At 43.7% G+C, this 20,339-nt stretch carries 22 protein-coding genes; 8 read left to right on the top strand and 14 right to left on the bottom strand.

Annotation, left to right across the window (positions count from 1 at the left end; all coding sequences use genetic code 11):
* The first annotated feature begins 381 nt into the window (after positions 1-381).
* From LHL20_RS01080 to LHL20_RS01070, 3 genes are all read left to right on the top strand, one after another.
* A complete protein-coding gene (locus LHL20_RS01080) occupies positions 382-1,023 on the top strand; it encodes an MFS transporter (protein ID WP_226431904.1) in 642 nt (213 codons plus the stop codon).
* Positions 1,024-1,089: 66 nt separating this feature from the next.
* Complete coding sequence (locus LHL20_RS01075) at positions 1,090-1,617, top strand: MFS transporter (RefSeq protein ID WP_226431903.1); 528 nt, start codon at positions 1,090-1,092, stop codon at positions 1,615-1,617.
* Between the two features lie 457 nt (positions 1,618-2,074).
* The gene (locus LHL20_RS01070; RefSeq protein ID WP_202262825.1) at positions 2,075-2,266 is read left to right on the top strand and encodes a CsbD family protein; all 192 of its coding nucleotides are present in this window, start codon (positions 2,075-2,077) and stop codon (positions 2,264-2,266) included.
* A gap of 87 nt (positions 2,267-2,353) precedes the next feature.
* Here LHL20_RS01070 and LHL20_RS01065 read toward each other — a convergent pair whose 3' ends face one another.
* Both LHL20_RS01065 and arfB read right to left on the bottom strand, forming a co-directional pair.
* Positions 2,354-3,031 carry a hypothetical protein gene (locus LHL20_RS01065; protein ID WP_226431902.1) on the bottom strand — a complete coding sequence of 226 codons (678 nt, stop codon included), beginning with the start codon at positions 3,029-3,031 and terminating at the stop codon, positions 2,354-2,356.
* Positions 3,032-3,157: 126 nt separating this feature from the next.
* Positions 3,158-3,574, bottom strand: coding sequence for an alternative ribosome rescue aminoacyl-tRNA hydrolase ArfB (arfB, locus tag LHL20_RS01060; protein ID WP_202262827.1), 417 nt, complete (start codon positions 3,572-3,574; stop codon positions 3,158-3,160).
* A gap of 208 nt (positions 3,575-3,782) precedes the next feature.
* On the opposite strand from arfB, the gene LHL20_RS01055 reads away from it, so the two are divergent.
* Entirely contained in the window at positions 3,783-4,742 is a 960-nt protein-coding gene (locus tag LHL20_RS01055) for an alpha/beta fold hydrolase (protein WP_226431901.1), read from the top strand.
* On the opposite strand, the gene LHL20_RS01050 is transcribed toward LHL20_RS01055, so the two are convergent.
* The 4 genes from LHL20_RS01050 to LHL20_RS01035 all read right to left on the bottom strand — a co-directional run bounded on the left by LHL20_RS01050 (position 4,739) and on the right by LHL20_RS01035 (position 6,814).
* Complete coding sequence (locus tag LHL20_RS01050) at positions 4,739-5,170, bottom strand: hypothetical protein (RefSeq protein WP_226431900.1); 432 nt, start codon at positions 5,168-5,170, stop codon at positions 4,739-4,741. The two genes, LHL20_RS01055 and LHL20_RS01050, sit on opposite strands and share 4 nt — an antisense overlap.
* A gap of 108 nt (positions 5,171-5,278) precedes the next feature.
* Complete coding sequence (locus tag LHL20_RS01045) at positions 5,279-5,728, bottom strand: hypothetical protein (protein ID WP_226431899.1); 450 nt, start codon at positions 5,726-5,728, stop codon at positions 5,279-5,281.
* A 156-nt stretch (positions 5,729-5,884) separates the two neighbouring features.
* Entirely contained in the window at positions 5,885-6,448 is a 564-nt protein-coding gene (locus LHL20_RS01040) for a CBS domain-containing protein (protein WP_202262830.1), read from the bottom strand.
* Between the two features lie 42 nt (positions 6,449-6,490).
* Positions 6,491-6,814 (bottom strand): hypothetical protein, encoded by a 324-nt coding sequence (locus LHL20_RS01035; protein WP_226431898.1) that lies wholly within the window; start codon positions 6,812-6,814, stop codon positions 6,491-6,493.
* A gap of 267 nt (positions 6,815-7,081) precedes the next feature.
* Here LHL20_RS01035 and LHL20_RS01030 point away from each other — a divergent pair, with 267 nt between their 5' ends.
* Entirely contained in the window at positions 7,082-7,609 is a 528-nt protein-coding gene (locus LHL20_RS01030) for a cytochrome b (RefSeq protein ID WP_226431897.1), read from the top strand.
* Between the two features lie 19 nt (positions 7,610-7,628).
* On the top strand, positions 7,629-8,195 hold the full coding sequence (locus LHL20_RS01025) for a YceI family protein (RefSeq protein WP_226431896.1): 567 nt from the start codon (positions 7,629-7,631) through the stop codon (positions 8,193-8,195).
* Between the two features lie 85 nt (positions 8,196-8,280).
* Here the strand turns inward: LHL20_RS01025 and LHL20_RS01020 are convergent, their stop codons facing one another.
* Together LHL20_RS01020 and LHL20_RS01015 are read right to left on the bottom strand one after the other, a co-directional pair.
* A complete protein-coding gene (locus tag LHL20_RS01020; RefSeq protein WP_226431895.1) occupies positions 8,281-9,573 on the bottom strand; it encodes an NAD(P)/FAD-dependent oxidoreductase in 1,293 nt (430 codons plus the stop codon).
* A gap of 194 nt (positions 9,574-9,767) precedes the next feature.
* Positions 9,768-11,849 carry a TonB-dependent receptor gene (locus LHL20_RS01015; protein ID WP_226431894.1) on the bottom strand — a complete coding sequence of 694 codons (2,082 nt, stop codon included), beginning with the start codon at positions 11,847-11,849 and terminating at the stop codon, positions 9,768-9,770.
* A 190-nt stretch (positions 11,850-12,039) separates the two neighbouring features.
* Between LHL20_RS01015 and LHL20_RS01010 the strand changes: the two genes are divergently transcribed.
* On the top strand, positions 12,040-12,483 hold the full coding sequence (locus LHL20_RS01010; RefSeq protein ID WP_226431893.1) for a DUF2721 domain-containing protein: 444 nt from the start codon (positions 12,040-12,042) through the stop codon (positions 12,481-12,483).
* A 121-nt stretch (positions 12,484-12,604) separates the two neighbouring features.
* On the opposite strand, the gene LHL20_RS01005 is transcribed toward LHL20_RS01010, so the two are convergent.
* Positions 12,605-13,612: a 5'-methylthioadenosine/S-adenosylhomocysteine nucleosidase family protein gene (locus tag LHL20_RS01005; RefSeq protein WP_226431892.1), complete on the bottom strand. Its 1,008-nt coding sequence runs from the start codon at positions 13,610-13,612 to the stop codon at positions 12,605-12,607.
* A 415-nt stretch (positions 13,613-14,027) separates the two neighbouring features.
* On the opposite strand from LHL20_RS01005, the gene LHL20_RS01000 reads away from it, so the two are divergent.
* On the top strand, positions 14,028-14,912 hold the full coding sequence (locus LHL20_RS01000) for a LysR family transcriptional regulator (RefSeq protein ID WP_226431891.1): 885 nt from the start codon (positions 14,028-14,030) through the stop codon (positions 14,910-14,912).
* 45 nt (positions 14,913-14,957) lie between these two features.
* Here the strand turns inward: LHL20_RS01000 and LHL20_RS00995 are convergent, their stop codons facing one another.
* The 5 genes from LHL20_RS00995 to LHL20_RS00980 all read right to left on the bottom strand — a co-directional run bounded on the left by LHL20_RS00995 (position 14,958) and on the right by LHL20_RS00980 (position 20,330).
* Positions 14,958-16,313 (bottom strand): OmpP1/FadL family transporter, encoded by a 1,356-nt coding sequence (locus LHL20_RS00995; RefSeq protein ID WP_226431890.1) that lies wholly within the window; start codon positions 16,311-16,313, stop codon positions 14,958-14,960.
* Positions 16,314-16,540: 227 nt separating this feature from the next.
* A complete protein-coding gene (locus tag LHL20_RS21010; protein WP_264180718.1) occupies positions 16,541-16,858 on the bottom strand; it encodes a GGDEF domain-containing protein in 318 nt (105 codons plus the stop codon).
* Positions 16,842-17,612 (bottom strand): GGDEF domain-containing protein, encoded by a 771-nt coding sequence (locus LHL20_RS21150; protein ID WP_319003203.1) that lies wholly within the window; start codon positions 17,610-17,612, stop codon positions 16,842-16,844. Before LHL20_RS21150 ends, LHL20_RS21010 begins: the two co-directional genes overlap by 17 nt.
* Positions 17,613-17,683: 71 nt before the next feature.
* Positions 17,684-18,934, bottom strand: coding sequence for a sensor histidine kinase (locus tag LHL20_RS21145; RefSeq protein ID WP_226431889.1), 1,251 nt, complete (start codon positions 18,932-18,934; stop codon positions 17,684-17,686).
* A gap of 13 nt (positions 18,935-18,947) precedes the next feature.
* Entirely contained in the window at positions 18,948-20,330 is a 1,383-nt protein-coding gene (locus tag LHL20_RS00980; RefSeq protein ID WP_226431888.1) for a sigma-54-dependent transcriptional regulator, read from the bottom strand.
* Between the last annotated feature and the right edge of the window lie 9 nt (positions 20,331-20,339).

Below are 20,339 nucleotides of genomic sequence, written 5' to 3'. Positions count from 1 at the left end.
CGATGATGAGGTTAGGTAAAAGACAACCTAAATAAACTCGCAGGATGCAACGAACTTGTTTCAAAAGGAATGCAAACAAGTACAAGAGTACCTACATCGAAAGCTTTGACAATGATGTCTCGTGCAGCAAGGGATTGTTGACCCTATTTGGATTCGTTGAATGACTTTGTGTGTTCCTTCAGCGAAACCATTGTGAGGACACTGGTAATGTCGTCGATGTTATTAGTGAGTTGTCATCAGACGACTACCCTCTCCCCTCAAAGGCCCATCCCGGCCTTTACATACCTCTGATTTTGGCCCGCCTTTGGCGGGCATTTTTTTAGCGTCGCTATGATATACTGCTTTCTGTCTAACTTGCCTAGTGTCTAAGGGCTTTAATAAGTGTTACCGGCTTCCTCTACACCCATTGTTTTTCGCGTCTTGTTCTGCGCGCTACTTGCTACCTCTGTTGGCCAAAGCGTCATGCTTACGACGTTGCCATCTATGGGAAGAGAAGCTGAGCTGACGGAATTTCATATTGCCACTATCATGTCGAGCTCTGCATTTATCTTCGCCCTTGGCACTAACGTATGGAGCAAAGTTGCTAAACGAGCAGGCTTTAAACGAATATTGATGGTTGGTTTAACCGGGTATAGCTTGGGAACGTTTGCCTTTGCAAGCGCTTGGATGGCGGGATTTTCAGGGTTCATAAGCGGAACCAATTTGTTTTTAGCCTTGCTGCTAAGTCGAAGCTTACAATCAACAATAATGTCAGCCACACCACCGTCAGCAGTGGGTTATGCCGTTGCCATCAGCTCTGCGCAAGGGCGGGTTAGTGCAATTAGTAAAGTAACATCGGCTAGTAATGTAGGCCAGATTATCGGGCCTGCGTACGCTGGGCTATTAGTTGGGTTCGGCTTACTCGCACCACTTTACAGTATTGTTTTGCTCACACTGTTAGCACTGTTGCTCGTTTATGTAAAACTACCTGTACTGGCACCGGTTTCACAACAAAACAATCAGACTTCAGCTAACTCATCATAAATAGCTAGCTCGCGTGTACCTTATGTATTTGTTGCCGCCTGTATTTGCGTATTTTGTGCTATGGCGATGATGCAGCAATCACTGGGCTTTTTCTTTATCGATTTTTACCATCTTTCCCCTGTTGATGCGGCCCGCCAAGTTGGCTTTGCCATGATGTGCAGCGCAGCTGCTTCACTAACCATCCAATTTACAGTGGTACAAAAAGCTCGAATTAGCAAAGAGGCGATGATATCACTGGCACTTCCACTACTTGCACTCGCGTATTTTCTCTTATTTTTGCAAAGTACGTTTGAAGTTCTATATCTTGCCATGGCAATTATGGGCCTTGGTATGGGTATGGCATACCCAGCGCTAGCGGCAGCAGCAACCACTTACTGCGCTCCCCAACAACAATCATCTATTACCGGGCTTATTACCGCAACAACAGCCATGGGCTACATAGTAGGCCCACCTCTGGCAGCCTTAATCTATCAACAAGATATTGCACTGCCTTTCGCGGTAGCATCTGCGCTAATTGCATTTACTGCGTGCATTAGTTTTATAACGCTTCGCCATGTAAAACAGCAGAGCCAGGCCGAAACACAGGCCCTTTAGGCAAGTAAAAGAACTAAAGAGTAAGCCGTTAATCTGCGTTTTCCACTGTTCAAAATACAGGCGATGAATTAGGTATTTATATTTTTACCTATTTATTTCAATAAACGCGGAACCTTTTTGAAATTGCGCTATCTTAACTTATACATGAAGTCGTTGAGTGTGCGATTTTGTGGTGTGTAAACGTGTTTTCCAAGTTATGTTGTGATTTTTAAGGGGCTTTTAGCCCCTTTTCTTTTAGCTTTTCGTTTATACCCCGATTACATTTACGCTTTCCTGTAGGCTTTGCAAGCGCTTGTAAATTCTGCATATAAATTATTTTACTCACACAATATCCTACAAAAAAAACACCTTACTTTCATACACCTACGTCTTGGAATATCAATTGCTACTCCTATGGTAACTGGACAATTTTTTGAGCCAGTTTTTGAACCAATTGTTTGGATAAGGAGAGCAAGTTATGAACAGTGATCGTATTGAAGGTAATTGGAAAGAGATGAAAGGTAAGGTGCAGCAAAAATGGGGCAAACTTACCGATGACGACTTGGATGTAATTGACGGTCGACGTGAAGAATTGGTCGGTAAGATTCAACAAGCGTACGGCAAAAGTCGTGACGAAGCCGAAAAAGAAGTAGACGGTTACCTTAACTAGTTTTCATGCAACCGTAGATGTACTTAATTCATAAAAAAGGCCGTGTTAATTAACACGGCCTTTCACAAAGTAAGATGATTGAGATACTCATTTTTCTGCAGCAGTCATGCTCTTTTCCCACCAAGGAACAGAGAAGTCGATATTACCTTCATCGTAAGTATTTGCGTACTTCATACGCACAGAGTTCCAAAACGCCGCTTTAAACACAGGATCATAAATTACAAATTCACCCTGCTCGCGATACTGCTCAAATAGCTTTTGATAAGCACCAACTGGCGTTAGCGGATTGTCTTGTTGAAACACAACATCACCACCATAAGCCTCATATAATGCTTTTGATACTTTCCAACTTTTTGCCATACCTTCAGCCATGGCTAGCCGATAGCGCTCTAGCTCATCTTCCTGATAACTAGAGTTTTCATCCAAGTCGACAGTCCATAATTTAATGACGGCATAAGCCGACTGTACTTCACCTGCATTTGGCTCAATGGCATTTCTGCTAGCAAAATCAGCCAACACCGATTCAGTAATTTTAGTGCCGAGTGCACGCTGAGCAAGAAGCGCTTTTACTTCTTTTTCTGATTTATCGGTAAGAACAGATTGGAAACGCTCAACATCCGCTTTTGACGGTTGAAGTTCGCTTTGAGAAATCGATTTATTAAACAAACGAGCAATAATCTCGTTCGCTGCTTGAGGTGTGTTAATTCCCAGCGACACGACAATAGCCGCAAAGAGCACCATAGGAATAACGTCTGACCGAGTCACTTAAATGCTTCCCTAAGTTCCAATATTGAGCACAAACACAAGACACATTCGTTTATTATTTTAAGAATTTTCCGTTGTCTTGAGAAATGACATTCTAAATTGGGTTATACTTTAGGCTATTTGTGGCTAAAATTCCACTTTCTTGCGTAGTGTTTTTTTCGCACTTTGTTGTTTTTTTACTTCACCTCGGCGCACTTTTACCGATTTACTTACCTTTGTCGCTCTGCGCGGCTTCTGTTCAATCGTCGCTGCCTTTATCCATGCTATTAGCCGCTCAACAGCATCTTCTCTGTTTTGTTCCTGTGTTCTAAAACTCTGTGCTTTTAGTACAAATATGCCGTCATTAGTTACACGGCTATCTTTTAAGCTTAACAGCTTTTCTTTAAGCTCTTGTGGTAGCGATGAAGTACCAATAGCAAACCGCAAATGAATTGCACTACTTACCTTATTGACGTTTTGCCCACCACTCCCTTGTGCTCGAATGGCTTGCATCTCGAGTTCGCTATCATCAATTGAGATTGACGATGTAATACGTATTTCCATTGTTCAGGACCTGTAATTCAGTACGACGTTCTTTAGCAGGGTCTTTACCACTGCATTTATAACAAGTGTATCAGCTATGCTGGCTCACCTTAATACTTAAAGAAAAGCGACGCACTAAAGCGTGTATTGAGATCTATCATTAAGAGTTTGTTGACCTTCAAAACCGAAATGGATAGCTTAAAAACTACACATTCATCAGGAACTTTTCATGTTCATACTGCTTATTGTTATTGCTCTGCTTATTATTGCTGGTGTGCTCTTTACCAATAAAGTCGATAAAGGTATTGAGAAGAACTTTTCGCCTAGCGGAAAACTTACTACTGTCAATGGCGGTATTATTCACTGGCAAGTACAAGGTAATGGTCCCAATTTAGTTCTGATACACGGTTTACTTGGCAACAGTAGGAATTTCGCCGCATTAGCCAGTTTGCTTGCAGAGAAGTACACTGTTTATTGTGTGGATAGACCTGGTAGTGGTTTTTCATCTCGATTTCGTCACACATCAGCGACGTTCGAAACGCAAAGTGCGATGTTGTTAGAATGGATGGAAAATGAAAATATCCATTCAGCGTCCCTCGTGGGACACTCGATGGGTGGAGGAATTGCCTTGCGAATGGCACTCGACGCTCCTGACACAATTTCATCTGTCACCTTACTTTGCCCACTCACCACCCCCCTTACAGGTGGTGCAGGCCCGCTATCAATGCTTTATATCCCCAATGACCCCGTAAGAAAGACGGTATCATCGACAATTGCCAGCCCACTTCGCGTGCAGTTTGGAAAGAAGCAAGTCGGACAAATTTTTTACCCAGAAGCTGTCCCTCATGACTTCGCGGTAAACGGAGGTGGCATACTTGCCTTACACTCTAGAAGTTTTTACGAAGGGAGCCGCGATACAGTATCTGCACAAGGGAGCTTGCACCGTCAGAAAGACCGGTATCGTGATATCACATGCCCAGTGGGCGTATTGTACGGTGAAAAAGATGCCATTTTAGATCCGCACACACACATGTCAGCGGTTTTGAGCGAACTACCAGATGCACAATCCCAGCTATTATCTGAAGCCGGCCACATGGTCCCTATCACACAGCCAGAGGCTTGCGCAGCATTTATCGACAGCGTTACATCATCGAATGCAGTATCGCCAAGGGCAGCACAACAACGCTAATGAAAGGCACTACTTTGAGAAACTTTGCTTCGTAAAGTATGTGACTCTAGTGTATCCATGAGGCCGTATCCTAGCGCTTGCTGCTTAACGCTGCGCAGATGCTCCGTGACCTGTTCAATACCATCAGAGGACTTACAAACAGAAAAAGGCGACGCAGCCAAGTCGACATTGTATCGAGTGAACCACACTTGCATTTGCTCACTGTCCCCTTCTGACATAGTGATGAGTAAATGATACATACGAATGAAAGCAAGCTGCGTTCGATATTCTCGCGTGCCACTCTCAAACCCTAACAGGGTAGTTTGTGCAAGTGACGACGGTGAAATACCCAATATTTCAGAGGCTTGTTTAATATTTAGGCCTAGCTCTTGGTAAGCCCAAGTAAATGCTTTTGTAACCACACTGGTGGGAAATAGCGTTCTATTCATAATTCTATCTCTATGTTTTGCATTGTTGTTAGTCCATATTGATAGTTAGAATGCTATTTACATACCATTCATGCCCGACATAACGCTAAGGTCAATTATCGCTATAACTTAATTCGGGTTTGTAGGGGATTTAAGATAGTGAGTTGCAAGTGCTGTTTTATCGACTAAATAGCCTTCACTTTCTAACCACTGCAGGGCCTGATCATTAGTTTCGACAAAAACGTGGGCAATCCCGAGACTATTGTATATTTTTTCTAATTGCGTTTTAGTGGATGAGCGCACTGTAGAGTTACCTAACACCACTGCAATATGACTCAAGCCCAGTTTCATAACACTCTTCACTAGAGACTTGAGTACGTCGGCAGCATCCGGAACGAAAAGCGATTCGCCCGTCACGAAAATGATATCTCCCCATCGGTTTCCAGCTAGGCCTTCTCTTTCTGACCGGTAATCTTCAGCAAATTTAACTACGCACTCACGATTCCATGGTCCTTGTGCCTGAACAGCCATTATCGCTCCACAACGGCTTACTACGTACTCACCATGAGCGTACTTCATAACTTCGCCTCAACTTCATTTCTTATTGCATTCACCAAGCTTTTTCAGACATTGACTAAGATAACAAAGAACATCGAAGTTGACGTAAGGCCACACTTCGAATGCAGATAATGTCACTGCATTCAAAGTATGGTTCACTTCAAAAAAAATAGCCAATTAGGCAGCGAGAATAGTAATGAGCTCAGCAAATGTTGGACGCCCTTGTATATCGAGCGGTAACTTAAGCTCTCTGGCTATATCACTAACGCTGATAACACCTCGCACTTCATGAGATTCTCTATCCATTACCAAACAATGATGCTGCCCATAGTCTTTGAGCGTCTCAATGACATCACCGACTGAGGAACGCGCAAGTTCAACAAAATCAAACGACATCAGCGACGTTTTGGGGCGCATGAAATCATTTACTGAAAGCTCTTCTCGCTTTAGATTGAGCTCAGTCATACGCTTTATCAGCTGCTGTTCGCCTACATCATGACTTGTCACAATACCCATGAAGCGATTCTCACTGTTGACTACCAACATCATTCTTACGTGTGACTGACGCATTATCGCCTCCACTTTCGTGGCGGGTGTTCTACCATCTATGACATGGGGTAGGTGTTGTTTAAAATCGGTAAACACAGCCATTGCGGGGGAATTAACAGTGATCGTATTTTCAACCACTGGCCATGCTAACGTATCGATAGTTTCGGTTTTATATAGATTTAAGGCGTGCATACCTACATCTCCTAATCAAAATAATAAAAAAGGGGGCTTTGATTAAGAAAACGAAGGAGGTCCGCGGATAGTGATTTCGCGATAACTGCGAAAATGAATGGGTCGTGTTGCAGAACTTGTTAAGTCACCACTATGCTCACTCTCAAGCAAAGCGTAAAGCGAAAGCCCATCATCATCAACATCATCTTCTAGTACATCGGACGCACTTAACTCCCATTGCGCCACAACAAATGATATTGAACTGTCAGCTTTATATTTATTGGAATGCGTAATCGCGCGTTTTTCTTCCCCAATAGAAGAGAATGTTAGTAGCGAAGAAAACAGCACAGGCATAATCAAAGCCAGTACTACAAACGATACACGCACGATGTAAAACCTTGTTCAGTTAATTGATGTAGTGAGCAAGACCGTCAACTTGTATTGAATATTTTGCCCACTGATTAAACTATAGGCTCATTTTAGCCGTTTAACAGTTCAGCTAAGCGCAATTTTTCTTCCACTGGACGATAAGGTCACCATTAGGTATTGCTTTCAAATTCGAAAAAGACGAATAGTTTCACAAAAAAAATGCAATGTTTAATTCGTAAGTTAAGACATACACTCACTGGTACTAGATAACACCAAGGGATATTGATGAAAGTCAAATGGCCACTAACAATAAGGCTACTACACTGGCTAACTGCGATTGTCGTTATTGGCATGTTCGCTTCAGGCCTGTGGATGGTCGACTTGACCTATTACAGCGATTGGTACAAAACCGCTCCGCATTGGCACAAAAGTGTAGGCTTAATCCTGTTTGCGTTAACACTTTACCGCGTACTTATGCGGATGATTTCAACGCGTCCACCTACCTATGGAAGTCAGTTGGAAAAGGCGCTAAGCAAAATAGGACATGGCCTTTTGTACTTGCTGCTGTTTGGTTTATTTATATCGGGCTACCTCATCTCAACAGCTGACGGACGCGCAATTGATATCTTTAACTGGATTTCAGTACCCGCTTTTGGTGAGCTGATAGAAAATCAGGAAGACGTGGCAGGTGATATTCATTTCTATTTGGCTTGGACAGTAATTATTGTTGCTGCACTGCATGCGCTTGCGGCATTGAAACACCACTTTATTAATAAAGACGACACAATGAAGCAGATGTTACGGCTTCGATAGATACACTTAAGGAGAAATAATGAAGAAGTTAACACTTGCCTTGGCAGCTGCGCTGTCTTTAAGCACTGCTCACGCGGCGGATTATGTTATTGATAGCAAAGGTGCACATGCCTCTATCAACTTTAAGATTCAACACCTTGGCTACTCGTGGTTAACGGGTCGTTTCAACGACTTTGAAGGTACATTCAGCTACGATGACAGTATGCCAAGCAATGCGAAAATCATGGTAACTATCGATACTGACAGTATCGATTCGAACCATGCTGAGCGCGATAAGCACCTAAAAAGCGACGATTTCCTCAATGTTGACGATTTTCCTAAAGCTAAATTCGTTAGCACAAAAATTGTCGATAAAGGCGATGGTATGATGGACGTAATGGGTGACTTCACGCTTCACGGCGTAACTAAACCTATTACGATCGAAGCAAAAAAAATCGGTGAAGGTAAAGACCCATGGGGTGGTTACCGCGCAGGCTTTGCGGGAACTACAACCATTGCACTTAAAGACTTCGGTATTGACTACGACTTGGGTCCAGCATCACAAACAGTTGAACTTGAGCTTCATGTAGAAGGTGTTAAGCAGTAATACACTGCATACCGCACACTTTTTCCAAAATAAACACAAAAGCCCCTAAGTAGGGGCTTTTTCATGCTAACCATCAACATTGTTATCAGTGAAGTTTTAACTTTGGGCTAATGGCATGGCTAAGCTTTTTAACGAGTAATTTAAGCGCACCTTTAATTTTTCCATGTACCGCAAACTGATGCATATTATACAAAGACACATAAACCAATTTAGCTAAACGCCCTTCGATAAACATACTGCTGTTTGATAAAGAGCCCATTAGGCTACCAACAGTACTGTATTTACTTAGGTGAACTAGCGACCCATAATCCTGATAGACAAAGGGTTTCACTTCTTTTTGGTTAAACAACGCCTTTATATTGTATGCCACAATATCAGCCATCTGATGTGCCGATTGTGCTCTTGGTGGCACCCATTTACCGTTGTCTTGTTGAAAGCCACAACAATCGCCTAACACCCAAATATTTTTATGCGTAGAGCTTCTCAATTGCTTATCGACTAAAATTTGATTGGCGCGATTGGTTTCAAACAACCCCATCTTGGTAATAAAGTCTGGCGCTTTAACGCCTGCCGCCCATACCATTAAGTCCGCATCAATACGGCTACCGTCTTTGGTAATTAGTCCATTTTCATCGGCCTCGGCCACCATGGTCTGTTCTTTTATATCAACGCCCAGTTTATGTAGTGCTTTTCTCGCTGAATTTGCTATACGTTCAGGAAGCGCAGGCAAAATACGTTCTCCCGCTTCCACGATAGTAATTTTCAAGCGTGAAGCTGACATGTCTGGCATACCGTAGGCCTTTGATAAATTGGCCACGTGATGAAGCTGAGCCGCAAGCTCAGTGCCCGTTGCGCCAGCCCCAACAATAGCAACATTAATTCGAGCATCTTTATCTTCTTGCTGATTAATACGGATAAGTTGGTTTAGCAGAGCACGGTGAAAACGTTCAGCTTGCAAAAGCGAATCGAGAAAATAGCAGTTAGTAGCAACACCGGGGGTGCCGAAATCATTGCTAACACTACCAATGGCAAGAACCAGTTGATCATAATGAATATGACGTTCAGGCAATACTTGGGCGCCTTCTTCGTCAATTAGAGGGTTCAGTGTGATGGTTTGCGATTCAGCATCCAGTGCGCACATTTCGCCTAATTGAAAGCGATAATGGTGAGCCGCAGCGTGAATGGCATAATCCACACCGTCTGAATGTTTATCGATAACACCGGCGGCAACTTCGTGCAGAAGTGGCTTCCAGATATGGGTTCGACTGCGGTCGACAAGGGTTATTTCGGCTTGTTTCTTTCTCCCGAGGGTGCGGCTTAAGCGACTGGCTAGTTCTAGACCACCAGCACCGCCACCAACAATAACTATTTTTTGCATGGGTTTTACCTATTTACAATCATTCCACCTATGACTACTGCTTTTGCAATAGCAATACGTGGCATGACTGCAACCCATGTCTTTTACGTTAGGTCTGCGTTGCTCGCTAACTTTTGTCAGCGATGATTAATACCTAAGAGTACGCCTGTATACGCTTGGGCACAAGCGTATACAGGCGCTTTTTAAATATAGTGCTATAGCGCTAGTGATGCGCTAAGCATGAAGTTGCGCGGCCTACCCGGAAAGTAACGAGGGCCACTAAAGGTTGTGAAATCAGCACGGTCGGCATAATCAGCGTCAAGCAGATTGTTTATTCTTGCGCTAACTGTGATGTCGCTGGTAATCCCGTAACTCACTCTGGCGTGCAGCAAGTCGTGCCCCTCATATTCATTGGCATTTTCAGCATCTGTAAAATAATCATCAACATGCTGCCATTCTAATTGAGCTCGAATGGTATCGGTAACATCGTAACTTAGCCGCGCATTAAGCTGTAGCTTAGGTGCGGTATCGATATCGTTACCTTTAATATCGACTTCACCTTGAAGTTGACTGTGTTCATAAGTGTGTCGTGCATAGCTCACTGCCACATCAAACGTCCAGTTCGGTAAAATAGCCTGGCTTAGTTCCACTTCAATGCCTCGGTGCCATGTTTCACCGTTATTAATATTAAAAAAATCACTGTCACGGTAAATCACGTTGTTTTTACGTAAACTGTACAATGACAACGTATAACGCCCATTATCCATAAGCCCTTTAAGACCTACTTCATAGTTTGTCGCCGTTACCGAGTCTAGGTCGGCGACTTGCTGAGCGCGCTGCAAGCGATACAATTCTGTCGCTTGCGGAGCGCGGAAACCACGAGATAGCCCCATGTAGAGATAGGTTTGACCATCTAATCGATAACTCGCGCTTAGCGATGGGCTAAAATTATCAAAATCGTTTTTGCCACTTTCAGGTCGAGAATAACGACAACCACCGAAACCACATTCAGTGCCATCTTCGCGTAAGCGCCCTGCGTTCATGTTATTTGTGTAGTCATACTCCATACTTTCAAATCGCCCTCCTACCGATACATTCCAACGAGCTTGTTGCCAGTTAAGCGCAAAGAAAGGCGCGATGAGAGTGGCGTCAACATCGTAATCGTAGTGCTTGCCCTGTGGCACAGTACCAACTAGAAAGGCCGAGCCTTGTGTTGGCGCATCTTGTGACTGAACAAGTTCCCCTTCGGTGTATTCAACGTCAATACCCACATCAATATTCAATGCAGGACTTATTACATAGTTCAGTTGCGACAGTACTCCTAACCCTTGTTGCGCATTTTCCTCTAGCGGTTTTCCTGGCAAAAAGTGCATCAAAAAGTCCATGCTTTGGTCGCGTAAGTAAGGCGTTATCGACAGTGTATGACCGCCGTCAAAAGTGGTTTCGACTTTACTCCATAATCTTGTGCTTTGTGCCTTGCGAAATGCTTCTGGATTGGGGTTAGCTTGCGCTACGCTGTCGTTCTTATAACTCTCAAACCCCGTAATATATCCTGCTGTATCTTGATCAAGATTGGTGTAGGTAAACCCGGAAGTAATGACAGTATCGGTTAAGTTTAGTCGATGCCGCAGGTTCACTTTCTCTTGGTCAACACCTTCTTTGTCACGATATCCATTGTCTCGCGTGATACTGGCATTAATGCCAACACCACTGTGCCCAAAATCCTTTCCCTGTCTTAGTTTTATGCGATTAAAGCCAAATGAGCCATAATCGTAGGCTAATAAGCCCTTACTGACCGTGGTATCAGGCGTAACAACATTTATCACACCATGAATAGCGTTTGATCCATAAAGTGGTGACGCGGGGCCCTTTAGCACGTCAATACGCTCAGCCATTTCACCATGAGCTTCAAACAATTCGTTAATATTACAAAAACCTGCGGCTCGAAGTGCGATGCCGTCTTCTGCCGCTAATATACCACCACAGGCACCTGCCCCCGTTAGTACAGGTGAACGAAGTGCAGGTAGATATTCTTGACCATTGCCACGCTGCACCCCAGCACCCGCGACGTAGTTGAGCGCTTCTTGAATATGCTGAAGTGAAAGTAGCGAAAGAACGTCGCTGTTGATTGAAGAAACGACATAACCATTTGCATTGGCTTTGCCTGTTATACGACTTGATGTTGTTTCGATACGTTCTATGTAGTTAGCCTCTTCCTCCAAAGCAGTGGCAGAAAATGCTGCTAGCACTGAAGTGGTGGCAAAAAGAGACAAGAGAAACAACGGCTTTACAGACATGTTCTATCCTTTAAGTTGTAAATATACGGCACTATAAAACATTGTACCCTGTAAGCCTCTGAACATAAGCTAAAAACCAATATTCAAAAGATAAGCATCAAAAAATGCAGTACATCAATTTTTCTCGTGGCATAGTGTTTGCTGTGGCACGTTATTACGGTCCTAGACGAACTACACTTGGAGGATACTATTGGACACCCTAATTCCCAGTCTTTCGCAGCTCATAGAATTCGCCGTTGCCCCTGTATTTTTGCTTACCGGTATTGCTGGCTTTCTCAATGTAATGTCTTCTCGATTAGGTCGTATCTCAGATAGAGTGAGGGTGGCAGAACGCCAAATTCACACACTTTCTGACCCTCATATTGTTGACCGTTCAAAAGCGGAAATTAAGGTGCTATGGCGCAGAGTACAAGTGATCAACTGGGCAATAGGATTGTGTGTCGCAGCTGGGTTAATGGTATGTACCGTCATAATGGCGTTGTTCTCTGGCTCACTGTGGGTAGTAGATTTGAAAACGCCAGTCATCGTGCTTTTCATTTTAGCAATGATGTTTCTCATCAGTGCATTGGTGGTATTTCTTATAGAAGTAAAGTTAGCAACCAATACGATAAAGTTGGTTCGCACTATCCGTTAGGTGAAAGGGACCAAGGGTGAACAGTGCGTTTTCGTGCATTCACCAATGCACAGATAGCATATAGGCGAATTTGGGGTGCGAGTGTTGGCCAGTATGCAGCCAACACTCACACGTGACATCGTTATTTTTCAGCCAATGTGTCTAATACAGAAAACAGTACATTGGCCCCAATGCGCGATACTTCTTTATCAAACTTATTCTCCACGTTCACACCTTCTTGCCCACCAGCTAAGTCGCTGATAGCGCGCACAATCACCCAGTCTACATTGTTAATTGTGCACACTTGGCCAATAGCAGCGGATTCCATTTCAGTTACTTCAGCGTTAAAAACGTCTCGTGTCCATTTACGGTACTCTCGGTTATCCATAAATACCGACCCCGTTATGCCATTACCGCCCACAAATAACTGAGCGTCTCGCTCATTTAATACGCGTTGTACGGGCATCTCTGCCATGGCCTGTTTCGCTGCCTCCAGCAAGCGCTCAGATGCACTAAAGTAAGCTGTGTCTTTCGGTTTATCCATACCGTCTTTCACGATTAACACTTCGTCGGGGTGAATAAAGTGGAAAGGCTTATAGTGTGGTATGTGCGGGTCTTGGGCGCGGCGAGATTCTTGCTCTTCCATAAACGCTGCATAGTATTCTGGCAGGATATATTGGCCGGGGCTATTCGGGTCTTCGTTGGTGTAGACACTTTCATCGTGATAGTACCAACGCGCTGGCACAATAACATCGCCAGGTTGCCACTTGGGATTTACTGCACCTGCAATCCCCATGTATACCACCTGCTTGACAGGAAAGTAATCCAAGGCCATTTGCATGGTCATGGCTGCGTTGGCAATACTCATTCCGGTAGCGAATACCAAAATCGGTTCGTCGTGGTAGGTACCTAAACGGTAAGTTACACCTTTAATGGTCTTAGTAGTATGAATAGAAGCGTTAGGGTCTTGCGCTATTCTGTTAAGAATACCCTCCATCTCTGGTGCATAGGCTACTGTTACTGCGGTAAAACCGGGCTGTGTAAAGGTCGCTGGACCAAAATCAATCGAAGCGCTTTTTTCAACCGAAGCACACCCTCCAAGCCACACAGAGGTAAAGAGGATGAGTAAAAGAACGCGGTACTTTTTCATTTTTATTCTCGCTAGGAACGGTTAGTTATTTAGAGCGTGTTGTTCTTTTCCGTACGTTTTTGCAGCAAAGCTCAATACGCTTTAATAAGCTACCACTTTATTGGCACATTAAAAGAGTGAATAAACAGGTTTTACTTTATGAAAACAAAACACCTACAAAATGGATACAAATTCACCAGTATCGTGCATATTAATATTTAATATGCAGCCAAATAGAATAAATTTTCACCAGTAAAGATTTCGTAAAGAAAGCCTGAAAAGCGCTAATTGGCGATAAAATACGGCAGACTTCGCTATTTCATTGCAAAAATTTAATACTATTACCATGCTAGCGAAATAAGCGCACAAGCAATTAAAAATAATAATAACAAGCGAAAATTGAACATTACGGCCATAAAAGGATGACTAAGGCGCCATGAATTCAAAACTTTTACGATCACTACAGGTGTTTGTTGCAGTCACCGATAGTGGCAGCATGAGTGTAGCCGCAAGAGAGTTGCACATGACGGTTTCTGCAATAAGCCAACAGCTAAGAAAGCTAGAGCAAGATATCGGTCTAAGCTTGTTTAATCGCAATACCAGAAGCTTGAGTCTGACAGAAGCTGGGCGAATTTACTACGATACCAGCAAGCGAATGCTTGATACGGCACACGTCGCACAACAGCAGATTGAAAGTCTGCAAGACAATCCCTCTGGTAAAATCAATATTATTGCGCCAGAAGGTTTTGGCGGCGGGTTGCTAAGTGAGCCTTTACGCACTTTATGCGAAGCATTTCCCAAACTTTCTCTGTCGTTAACGCTTACCGACGAACCCAAGGATATCATCGCATCGTGCGCCGATTTGGTTCTGTGTTTTGCACCTGTTTCAGACACCAATTTTAGCAGTCTAAAGCTAGCAACATGGCAACGCATTTTATGTGTATCGTCATCACATCCGTTGGCTAGTAAAACACTCATAACGCCCGAACAACTTAACGAGTATACGTACATTTCGCACCGTCATATCGATACCTATACCATGGAGCACAAACAACACGAAAGTTACGAACTCGATGCACAGCGTATTGATGTCAACTCAATGCAAACTCTAATTCAACTAACGAAAGACGGGGTGGGTTATGCAGTGTTACCAGAACCTGAGATACGTCATCTTCTTAAATCGGGTGAAATGAAACAACTGTTTTGTGACTGGCAATTGCCGGATTACACCGTGTATGCCGTTACACCGAAAAGAGACCTTGTCCCTAAAAAGATAAGCGCAGCAATTACTTGCTTACAAGAGTTGTTTGAGCAGATATAAAAAAGGCAGCCAGTGGCTGCCTTTTTATTAGCTTGTGCATGAAAATTAGAAACGTGTATTTAGCTGTACGCTAAGAATATGAGCAGTTGCTGACTGAGTACCAGAAAAGTTAGTCGTAAAGTCAGTGCCTGGTAGAACGTTACTTAAAATCGTTCTGTCTTTGTCGATTTTCGCTTCGCGGCCATCAATAAACACGTACGCTACATCAATTGAAGTGTCGTCACTCATCGTATACGTCAAACCACCAGAGAACCACTGGCGGTCAGTATCAGGAATACTTAAAGAGCGATTCTCTACTGACACCACACCATCGTCATACGCATAGCCAGCACGAAGTGTAATCTCGTCATTCAAGACATAAGTCACACCGATAGCCGCACGCCAAGAGTCGTCGAAGTTCTCTTCTTTAATAAGGAAGTCAACGCCATCTTCTAGGTTAGCTTCAAGCTTTTCAAATGTGCTCCAATCTGTGAACACTACGCTTGCTTGAACAGACCACTGGCTATCGATTTTTTGATCAATAGCTAATTCAGTCGTTGCCGCAAGGTTTAAATCTAGGCTACCAGGCTGATTAAGGTTAATAGGGAAAATAGGTGTTTGTGACGACACCGCACCTTCCAGCTCAAGCTTAGTTTCTGCGCGGTATGAAAGCGCAATATTTGTCATATCAGTAGGCTGCCAGAAAACACCTGCATTCCAGCCGTAGCCCCAATCATCCCCTTCCATGCTAAATAGTGAAGCACCAGGGGTAAGTGTTGGTAGGGTAATGCCCAGTGCTTCTGCTGTCGGCGCTAAGCCAGCAACCGTACCTGCTAGTGTATTAGATACACCAGAGCCAATCTCAGCTTCTGCGTAGGTAATGTTTAAGCCAAAGCCAACCATAAGCTGCTTGTTTACTTTGTAAGAAACAGCAGGGTTTAACGTTACCGTTTTTACTTCTGCTGTGTCTGCGAAATGAAGCGCTCCAAAATCATCTGAGTAGTCTGAACGAAGACCGTAGGTTGTAAATACGCCTACGCCAGCAGTGAGCTGGTCATTAATAGGAGAAACATAGAAAAAGCTTGGCACAATTGCCGTATCAGCGATGTTGTCTTCTGCTGCTGGGCTTGCGCTTACTACTGTGTCACCTAGGTTGTATGTTACTGCACCATCAATGTCTACATTTGGGTCAATAAAGCTTGCAGATGCACTGAATTCAGCTTCTTTAAATACACCAATAGCAGCGGGGTTAGTTGCAAGAATAGAGGCATTCTCTGGCTTAGCCGCTTGGCCGGCCATAGCGCGACCAAGGCCATTTGCACTGTGTTCATTAACTTGAAAACCAGCAGCTAGCGCAGATGAAGAGGCTAAAGTAGCTAGCGCTAAGCATACTGAGGCACGTAAAGAAAACTGTTGCTTCATAAAATACTCATAGTAATAGGGGAAAAATTGCAGCTGGGCATTCTACGGATATGAGTACTTTTGTTCAATGCAAGTAAACGACATTTACGGACTTTTATCGCATTTTTTACAATTATAGCAACAACTTCGGCGCATTTATAAGCAAAGTTGATAACAAAGGGTTAACGCGAGATCACAAGATTGTTAACCAGACATTAAACGACAAAGATACAGGAATTTTGTTAAGACTATCTCTCATACGTCACTAATTCTGTACGTGCTTTACCCTTTTCTTTAGCAGCATAGAGAGCCTGATCGGCCTTATCGATGAGTTTGTCGATAGTAATATCACGTAAGTCAGATGCGATTACAGCGCCTATAGAGCAGCTCATCGTCGGATGTTTAGCATCATCTGCATGAACAACCTTTTTTTGCTTCCACTTGTCAAGCAGCGCATCGCAGTGCACTGCCACTTGCTGCTTAGTGATATCACTTAACACAACAATGAATTCCTCTCCGCCATAGCGACCTAAAATATCCGTGTCTCGCTTAAATACACTGCGCATAATATCGGCTTGCAGTTTTTATCGCGTCATCACCTTGCTGATGCCCAAAGCTATCGTTGTATTTCTTAAAATCATCAAGGTCGAGCATCAATACTGCCATAGACACCTTGTGACGCTTGCTCAGTGCGAGCAATTTCACGCTTAGCTCGCGTAGTGCTCGCCGATTGAGTAGGTCTGATAATGGGTCATACTTGCTTAATTTTAGTAACCTGTCGTTACTCTCTTTAAGCATACTTACACTGCGATCGAGACGATACTTAGCATAGGCACAGATAAATAGAGAGCCGCACACAAAGGCAATAGAAATGGCGACTCTGTCACCATACACTGGCGCAAACCACATTAGCGCCAAAAAACCCAATATATTGATGGTATTCGCAGCAACGGCAAGTTTGAAAGGAATGCCTAACGCGAATACACAAAAGAAAGCATACAAAATGGTGCCTTCATATGGGAAGGCGAATTGAAATTCATGCCAGCACGACCAAATAAGCCAATAATTGCTGTAGGTCAGTGCCACTAACAGTCCGGTAAAAAGAAACTGTTTACATTGTGCAAAACGGCGCCAAAAAGAGAAAACGACGACCACTGCAATGATGGGTAGTTGCAGTAGTAAACGGTCAAAAAAGTAAAGCGAGTACATACTACTAGGTAAGAGCAGAACATCTGCCACCATAAAACCTAAAACAAGGCAGGCACCTATGATAAGTGCAACGCGCAGGCGAATTAATTCGGTAGCTTTGTTTAGCTTCACGTTTTACCTATGAAAAACATCAACGCTCTAAATTGAGTATAACGCGAACCCACACTCTGTGCTTGCGAGTTTTAATGTGATGGCCACACCAACTCAACCTTTGCGCCTCCATTTGCACCGTTTAAGAGTGCTAGCTTTCCATCGTGCTTGCTGACAACTGATTCAACAAACGCTAAGCCAATACCTGCCCCGTGTTCTTTGGTGGTAAAAAGCGGCGTTTTCGCGTTCTCTATGTTTGAGAACCCCGAACCGTTATCTGTAACAATTAGGTGTTGCTGCGAATCACTTAAATAGAATTGCACGTCGATAATGGCATCTTTCTCTTCGACCGCTTCTAATGCATTTTTAACAAGGTTTATAAGTACGTGAGCTAACAACTGTGGGTCGCCATAACAGGTGTGTTGACCTGAAAAACGCAATTGGTCTTTTTCGCCTAATAGCGTCTTGGTTTGCTCAACAACCGTCGTTAAATCGAAACGCTCATATTGTGGCTCGGGTATTTTTGCCACTTCTGCGAATCGCTCTACAAAGCTAAGTAGCCCATCAGAGCGACTTTTTACTCTGCTCAGCACTTTGCGCACTTGCTCAAGATCCCAATTAGACATCGATAACAATGTATCCGCCATAGACGACATAGGTGTAAGCGTATTTCGCAGCTCATGGCTTAGCACTCTAACGATGTTATTCTGTACGGCCTGCTCACTTTGTTTAAGTTCTGAGTCAATATTGATGGCAGTGAAAAGGTAAGCTGACTGCTGCATATAATTAAGTGCACTCGACTGACAGCGCCAACTTCGCGTCAGTGCTGGATGATGGATTTGGTCTTTACTGACTGTAAAGCCCAGTTGTTGAGCATGCATGCCCTGCAATAAGCTCACCTCGCGCATGGCATACGCTTCTCGATTAGCATAAATTAATGTGAAGTTGTCGTCGAAAGCGATAATGACAATAGGGATATCTTCAAACAACTGCGACAGCAGAATAGGGAGTAGCTGGGTCGATGTGCTTCCTATTGCACTTTTTGATTGTAACAGTTCAATTTCTCTGACGAGATCATCAATGAGTACTGACGAGCCTCGCCTTGCTAAGCTCGTACTAGACTCCCCCATATTGACGCTTTGCACATAGGTACTTACGCGCATAATGGATGAACACCAAAAATCCCAAACTCGCCATGCTACCCAGCAAAGCGGGTATGATAAAAAGAATAGCATGGTGCAGATTGCCAACAACGACCATTCAAACGCAACGCCGATAATACCCGCCATGACGAGGAACATAAGCACAGTAAAGACAAGCGCAACTTTAATTTTGAACTCCACGGTGCGCCGCGTTTTAATCAACTTCGAAATCCTCTTTGCTTAACTGGTATTTTTCCAATCTGCGATACAGCGCGTTACGAGAAATACCTAATGCGGAAGCGGCTTTACTAACATGGCCTTGGTACTTTTTGAGGGCGTGGGTAATCATGTCATATTCCACATCATCTAAAGAGCGCAACACGTTTGAATTGCGCTCATCCTTAGACTGAGTGTCGTCAGGTAACATAATATGAGCAGGCAAAATCTCTGTCTCTCGACACAAAATGACGGCACGTTCAATTACGTGGCTAAGCTCGCGCACATTACCCGGCCAAGAGTAGTTATTAAGTAAAATGGCTACATCATCACTCAGCGTTAATTTTGCTTTTTGGTACTTAGCTGAAAACGATTCAATGAAATGCGTGGCGAGTAAGGTTATATCCTCCTTTCTTTCTCGTAAGGGCGGTAAGGAGAGTACAAAAGTATTTAAACGAAACATAAGATCTCGCCTAAAATTACCACCCTCCACCATGTCGTTAAGATCGGCATTTGTCGCGCTAATTATTCTGACATCAGCACTGTGCGTTGTACTTGAACCCACCGGCTCAAACTCATTGCTTTCTAATACGCGTAGCAATTTGGGCTGCACGGCATTTGGCAAGGCACCAATTTCATCCATAAATAGCGTGCCGTTTTGCGCCAACTCAAATCGTCCTTTGCGTGCGTCTTTGGCATCAGTAAACGCGCCTTTAACGTGTCCAAATAGTTCGCTTTCAAAGAGATTTTCAGGAATAGCGCCCATATTTACCGAGACAAACGGTGCACTATTTCGGTTTGAAAGTAGGTGTAAGCGCTCAGCCAATAGTGATTTACCCGTTCCATTTTCACCTAAAATAAGTACGCTTGCTTGCGTGTTGGCCACCTGTTCAATCATCTCTTCTAACTGGCGCATTGCAGGCGATTGGGCAACCCATGCATTGGCCCGATTAGCGGGTTTTGTGGTTGCTCTGCGATGTGCGTAACTGCCTGATTCTGTAGACGAATAAATATGCTTTTCCACGACATCGAGAAGTTTTTGATTATCCCACGGCTTCTCAAAGAAATCCGCAGCACCAAGCTGCATCCCTTTTACGGCAAGCTCAATATTTCCCCATGCGGTCATCAATACCGTACGAATATTTTGCTGTGTGAGCTGAGAAAGCACTTCAAGGCCTTCTCCACCACTGGTCGTATCGCGGCTGAAGTTCATATCTAGCAACACTAGTTGAGGTAGCTGCTGCGCCACAATACGCGCCAACTGTTTAGGACTACTCGCCTCTAGCACTTGATAACCATGGTTTGACAGCAGCATCGACAGCGCTAAACGAATATCTTCGTCATCATCAACGACAACTATCATTCCTTTTGAAACTTGCATGTGACTCCT

Origin of the sequence: Alteromonas sp. McT4-15 (assembly GCF_020515205.1) — a bacterium.
In the GTDB taxonomy this organism is placed as follows: Bacteria; Pseudomonadota; Gammaproteobacteria; order Enterobacterales; family Alteromonadaceae; genus Alteromonas.
Note: the sequence above shows the minus strand (reverse complement) of the source record. Positions and strands in the feature narration are given on the sequence as shown.

What these genes read in the sequence shown, in the direction of transcription:
- LHL20_RS01075 (WP_226431903.1), top strand. Translation starts at nt 1,090, where the DNA reads ATGATGCAGCAATCACTGGGCTTTTTCTTTATCGATTTTTACCATCTT.
- LHL20_RS01070 (WP_202262825.1), top strand. Translation starts at nt 2,075, where the DNA reads ATGAACAGTGATCGTATTGAAGGTAATTGGAAAGAGATGAAAGGTAAG.
- arfB (WP_202262827.1), bottom strand. Translation starts at nt 3,574, where the DNA reads ATGGAAATACGTATTACATCGTCAATCTCAATTGATGATAGCGAACTC.
- LHL20_RS01055 (WP_226431901.1), top strand. Translation starts at nt 3,783, where the DNA reads ATGTTCATACTGCTTATTGTTATTGCTCTGCTTATTATTGCTGGTGTG.
- LHL20_RS01050 (WP_226431900.1), bottom strand. Translation starts at nt 5,170, where the DNA reads ATGAATAGAACGCTATTTCCCACCAGTGTGGTTACAAAAGCATTTACT.
- LHL20_RS01045 (WP_226431899.1), bottom strand. Translation starts at nt 5,728, where the DNA reads ATGAAGTACGCTCATGGTGAGTACGTAGTAAGCCGTTGTGGAGCGATA.
- LHL20_RS01040 (WP_202262830.1), bottom strand. Translation starts at nt 6,448, where the DNA reads ATGCACGCCTTAAATCTATATAAAACCGAAACTATCGATACGTTAGCA.
- LHL20_RS01030 (WP_226431897.1), top strand. Translation starts at nt 7,082, where the DNA reads ATGAAAGTCAAATGGCCACTAACAATAAGGCTACTACACTGGCTAACT.
- LHL20_RS01025 (WP_226431896.1), top strand. Translation starts at nt 7,629, where the DNA reads ATGAAGAAGTTAACACTTGCCTTGGCAGCTGCGCTGTCTTTAAGCACT.
- LHL20_RS01020 (WP_226431895.1), bottom strand. Translation starts at nt 9,573, where the DNA reads ATGCAAAAAATAGTTATTGTTGGTGGCGGTGCTGGTGGTCTAGAACTA.
- LHL20_RS01015 (WP_226431894.1), bottom strand. Translation starts at nt 11,849, where the DNA reads ATGTCTGTAAAGCCGTTGTTTCTCTTGTCTCTTTTTGCCACCACTTCA.
- LHL20_RS01005 (WP_226431892.1), bottom strand. Translation starts at nt 13,612, where the DNA reads ATGAAAAAGTACCGCGTTCTTTTACTCATCCTCTTTACCTCTGTGTGG.
- LHL20_RS01000 (WP_226431891.1), top strand. Translation starts at nt 14,028, where the DNA reads ATGAATTCAAAACTTTTACGATCACTACAGGTGTTTGTTGCAGTCACC.
- LHL20_RS00995 (WP_226431890.1), bottom strand. Translation starts at nt 16,313, where the DNA reads ATGAAGCAACAGTTTTCTTTACGTGCCTCAGTATGCTTAGCGCTAGCT.
- LHL20_RS21010 (WP_264180718.1), bottom strand. Translation starts at nt 16,858, where the DNA reads ATGCGCAGTGTATTTAAGCGAGACACGGATATTTTAGGTCGCTATGGC.
- LHL20_RS00980 (WP_226431888.1), bottom strand. Translation starts at nt 20,330, where the DNA reads ATGCAAGTTTCAAAAGGAATGATAGTTGTCGTTGATGATGACGAAGAT.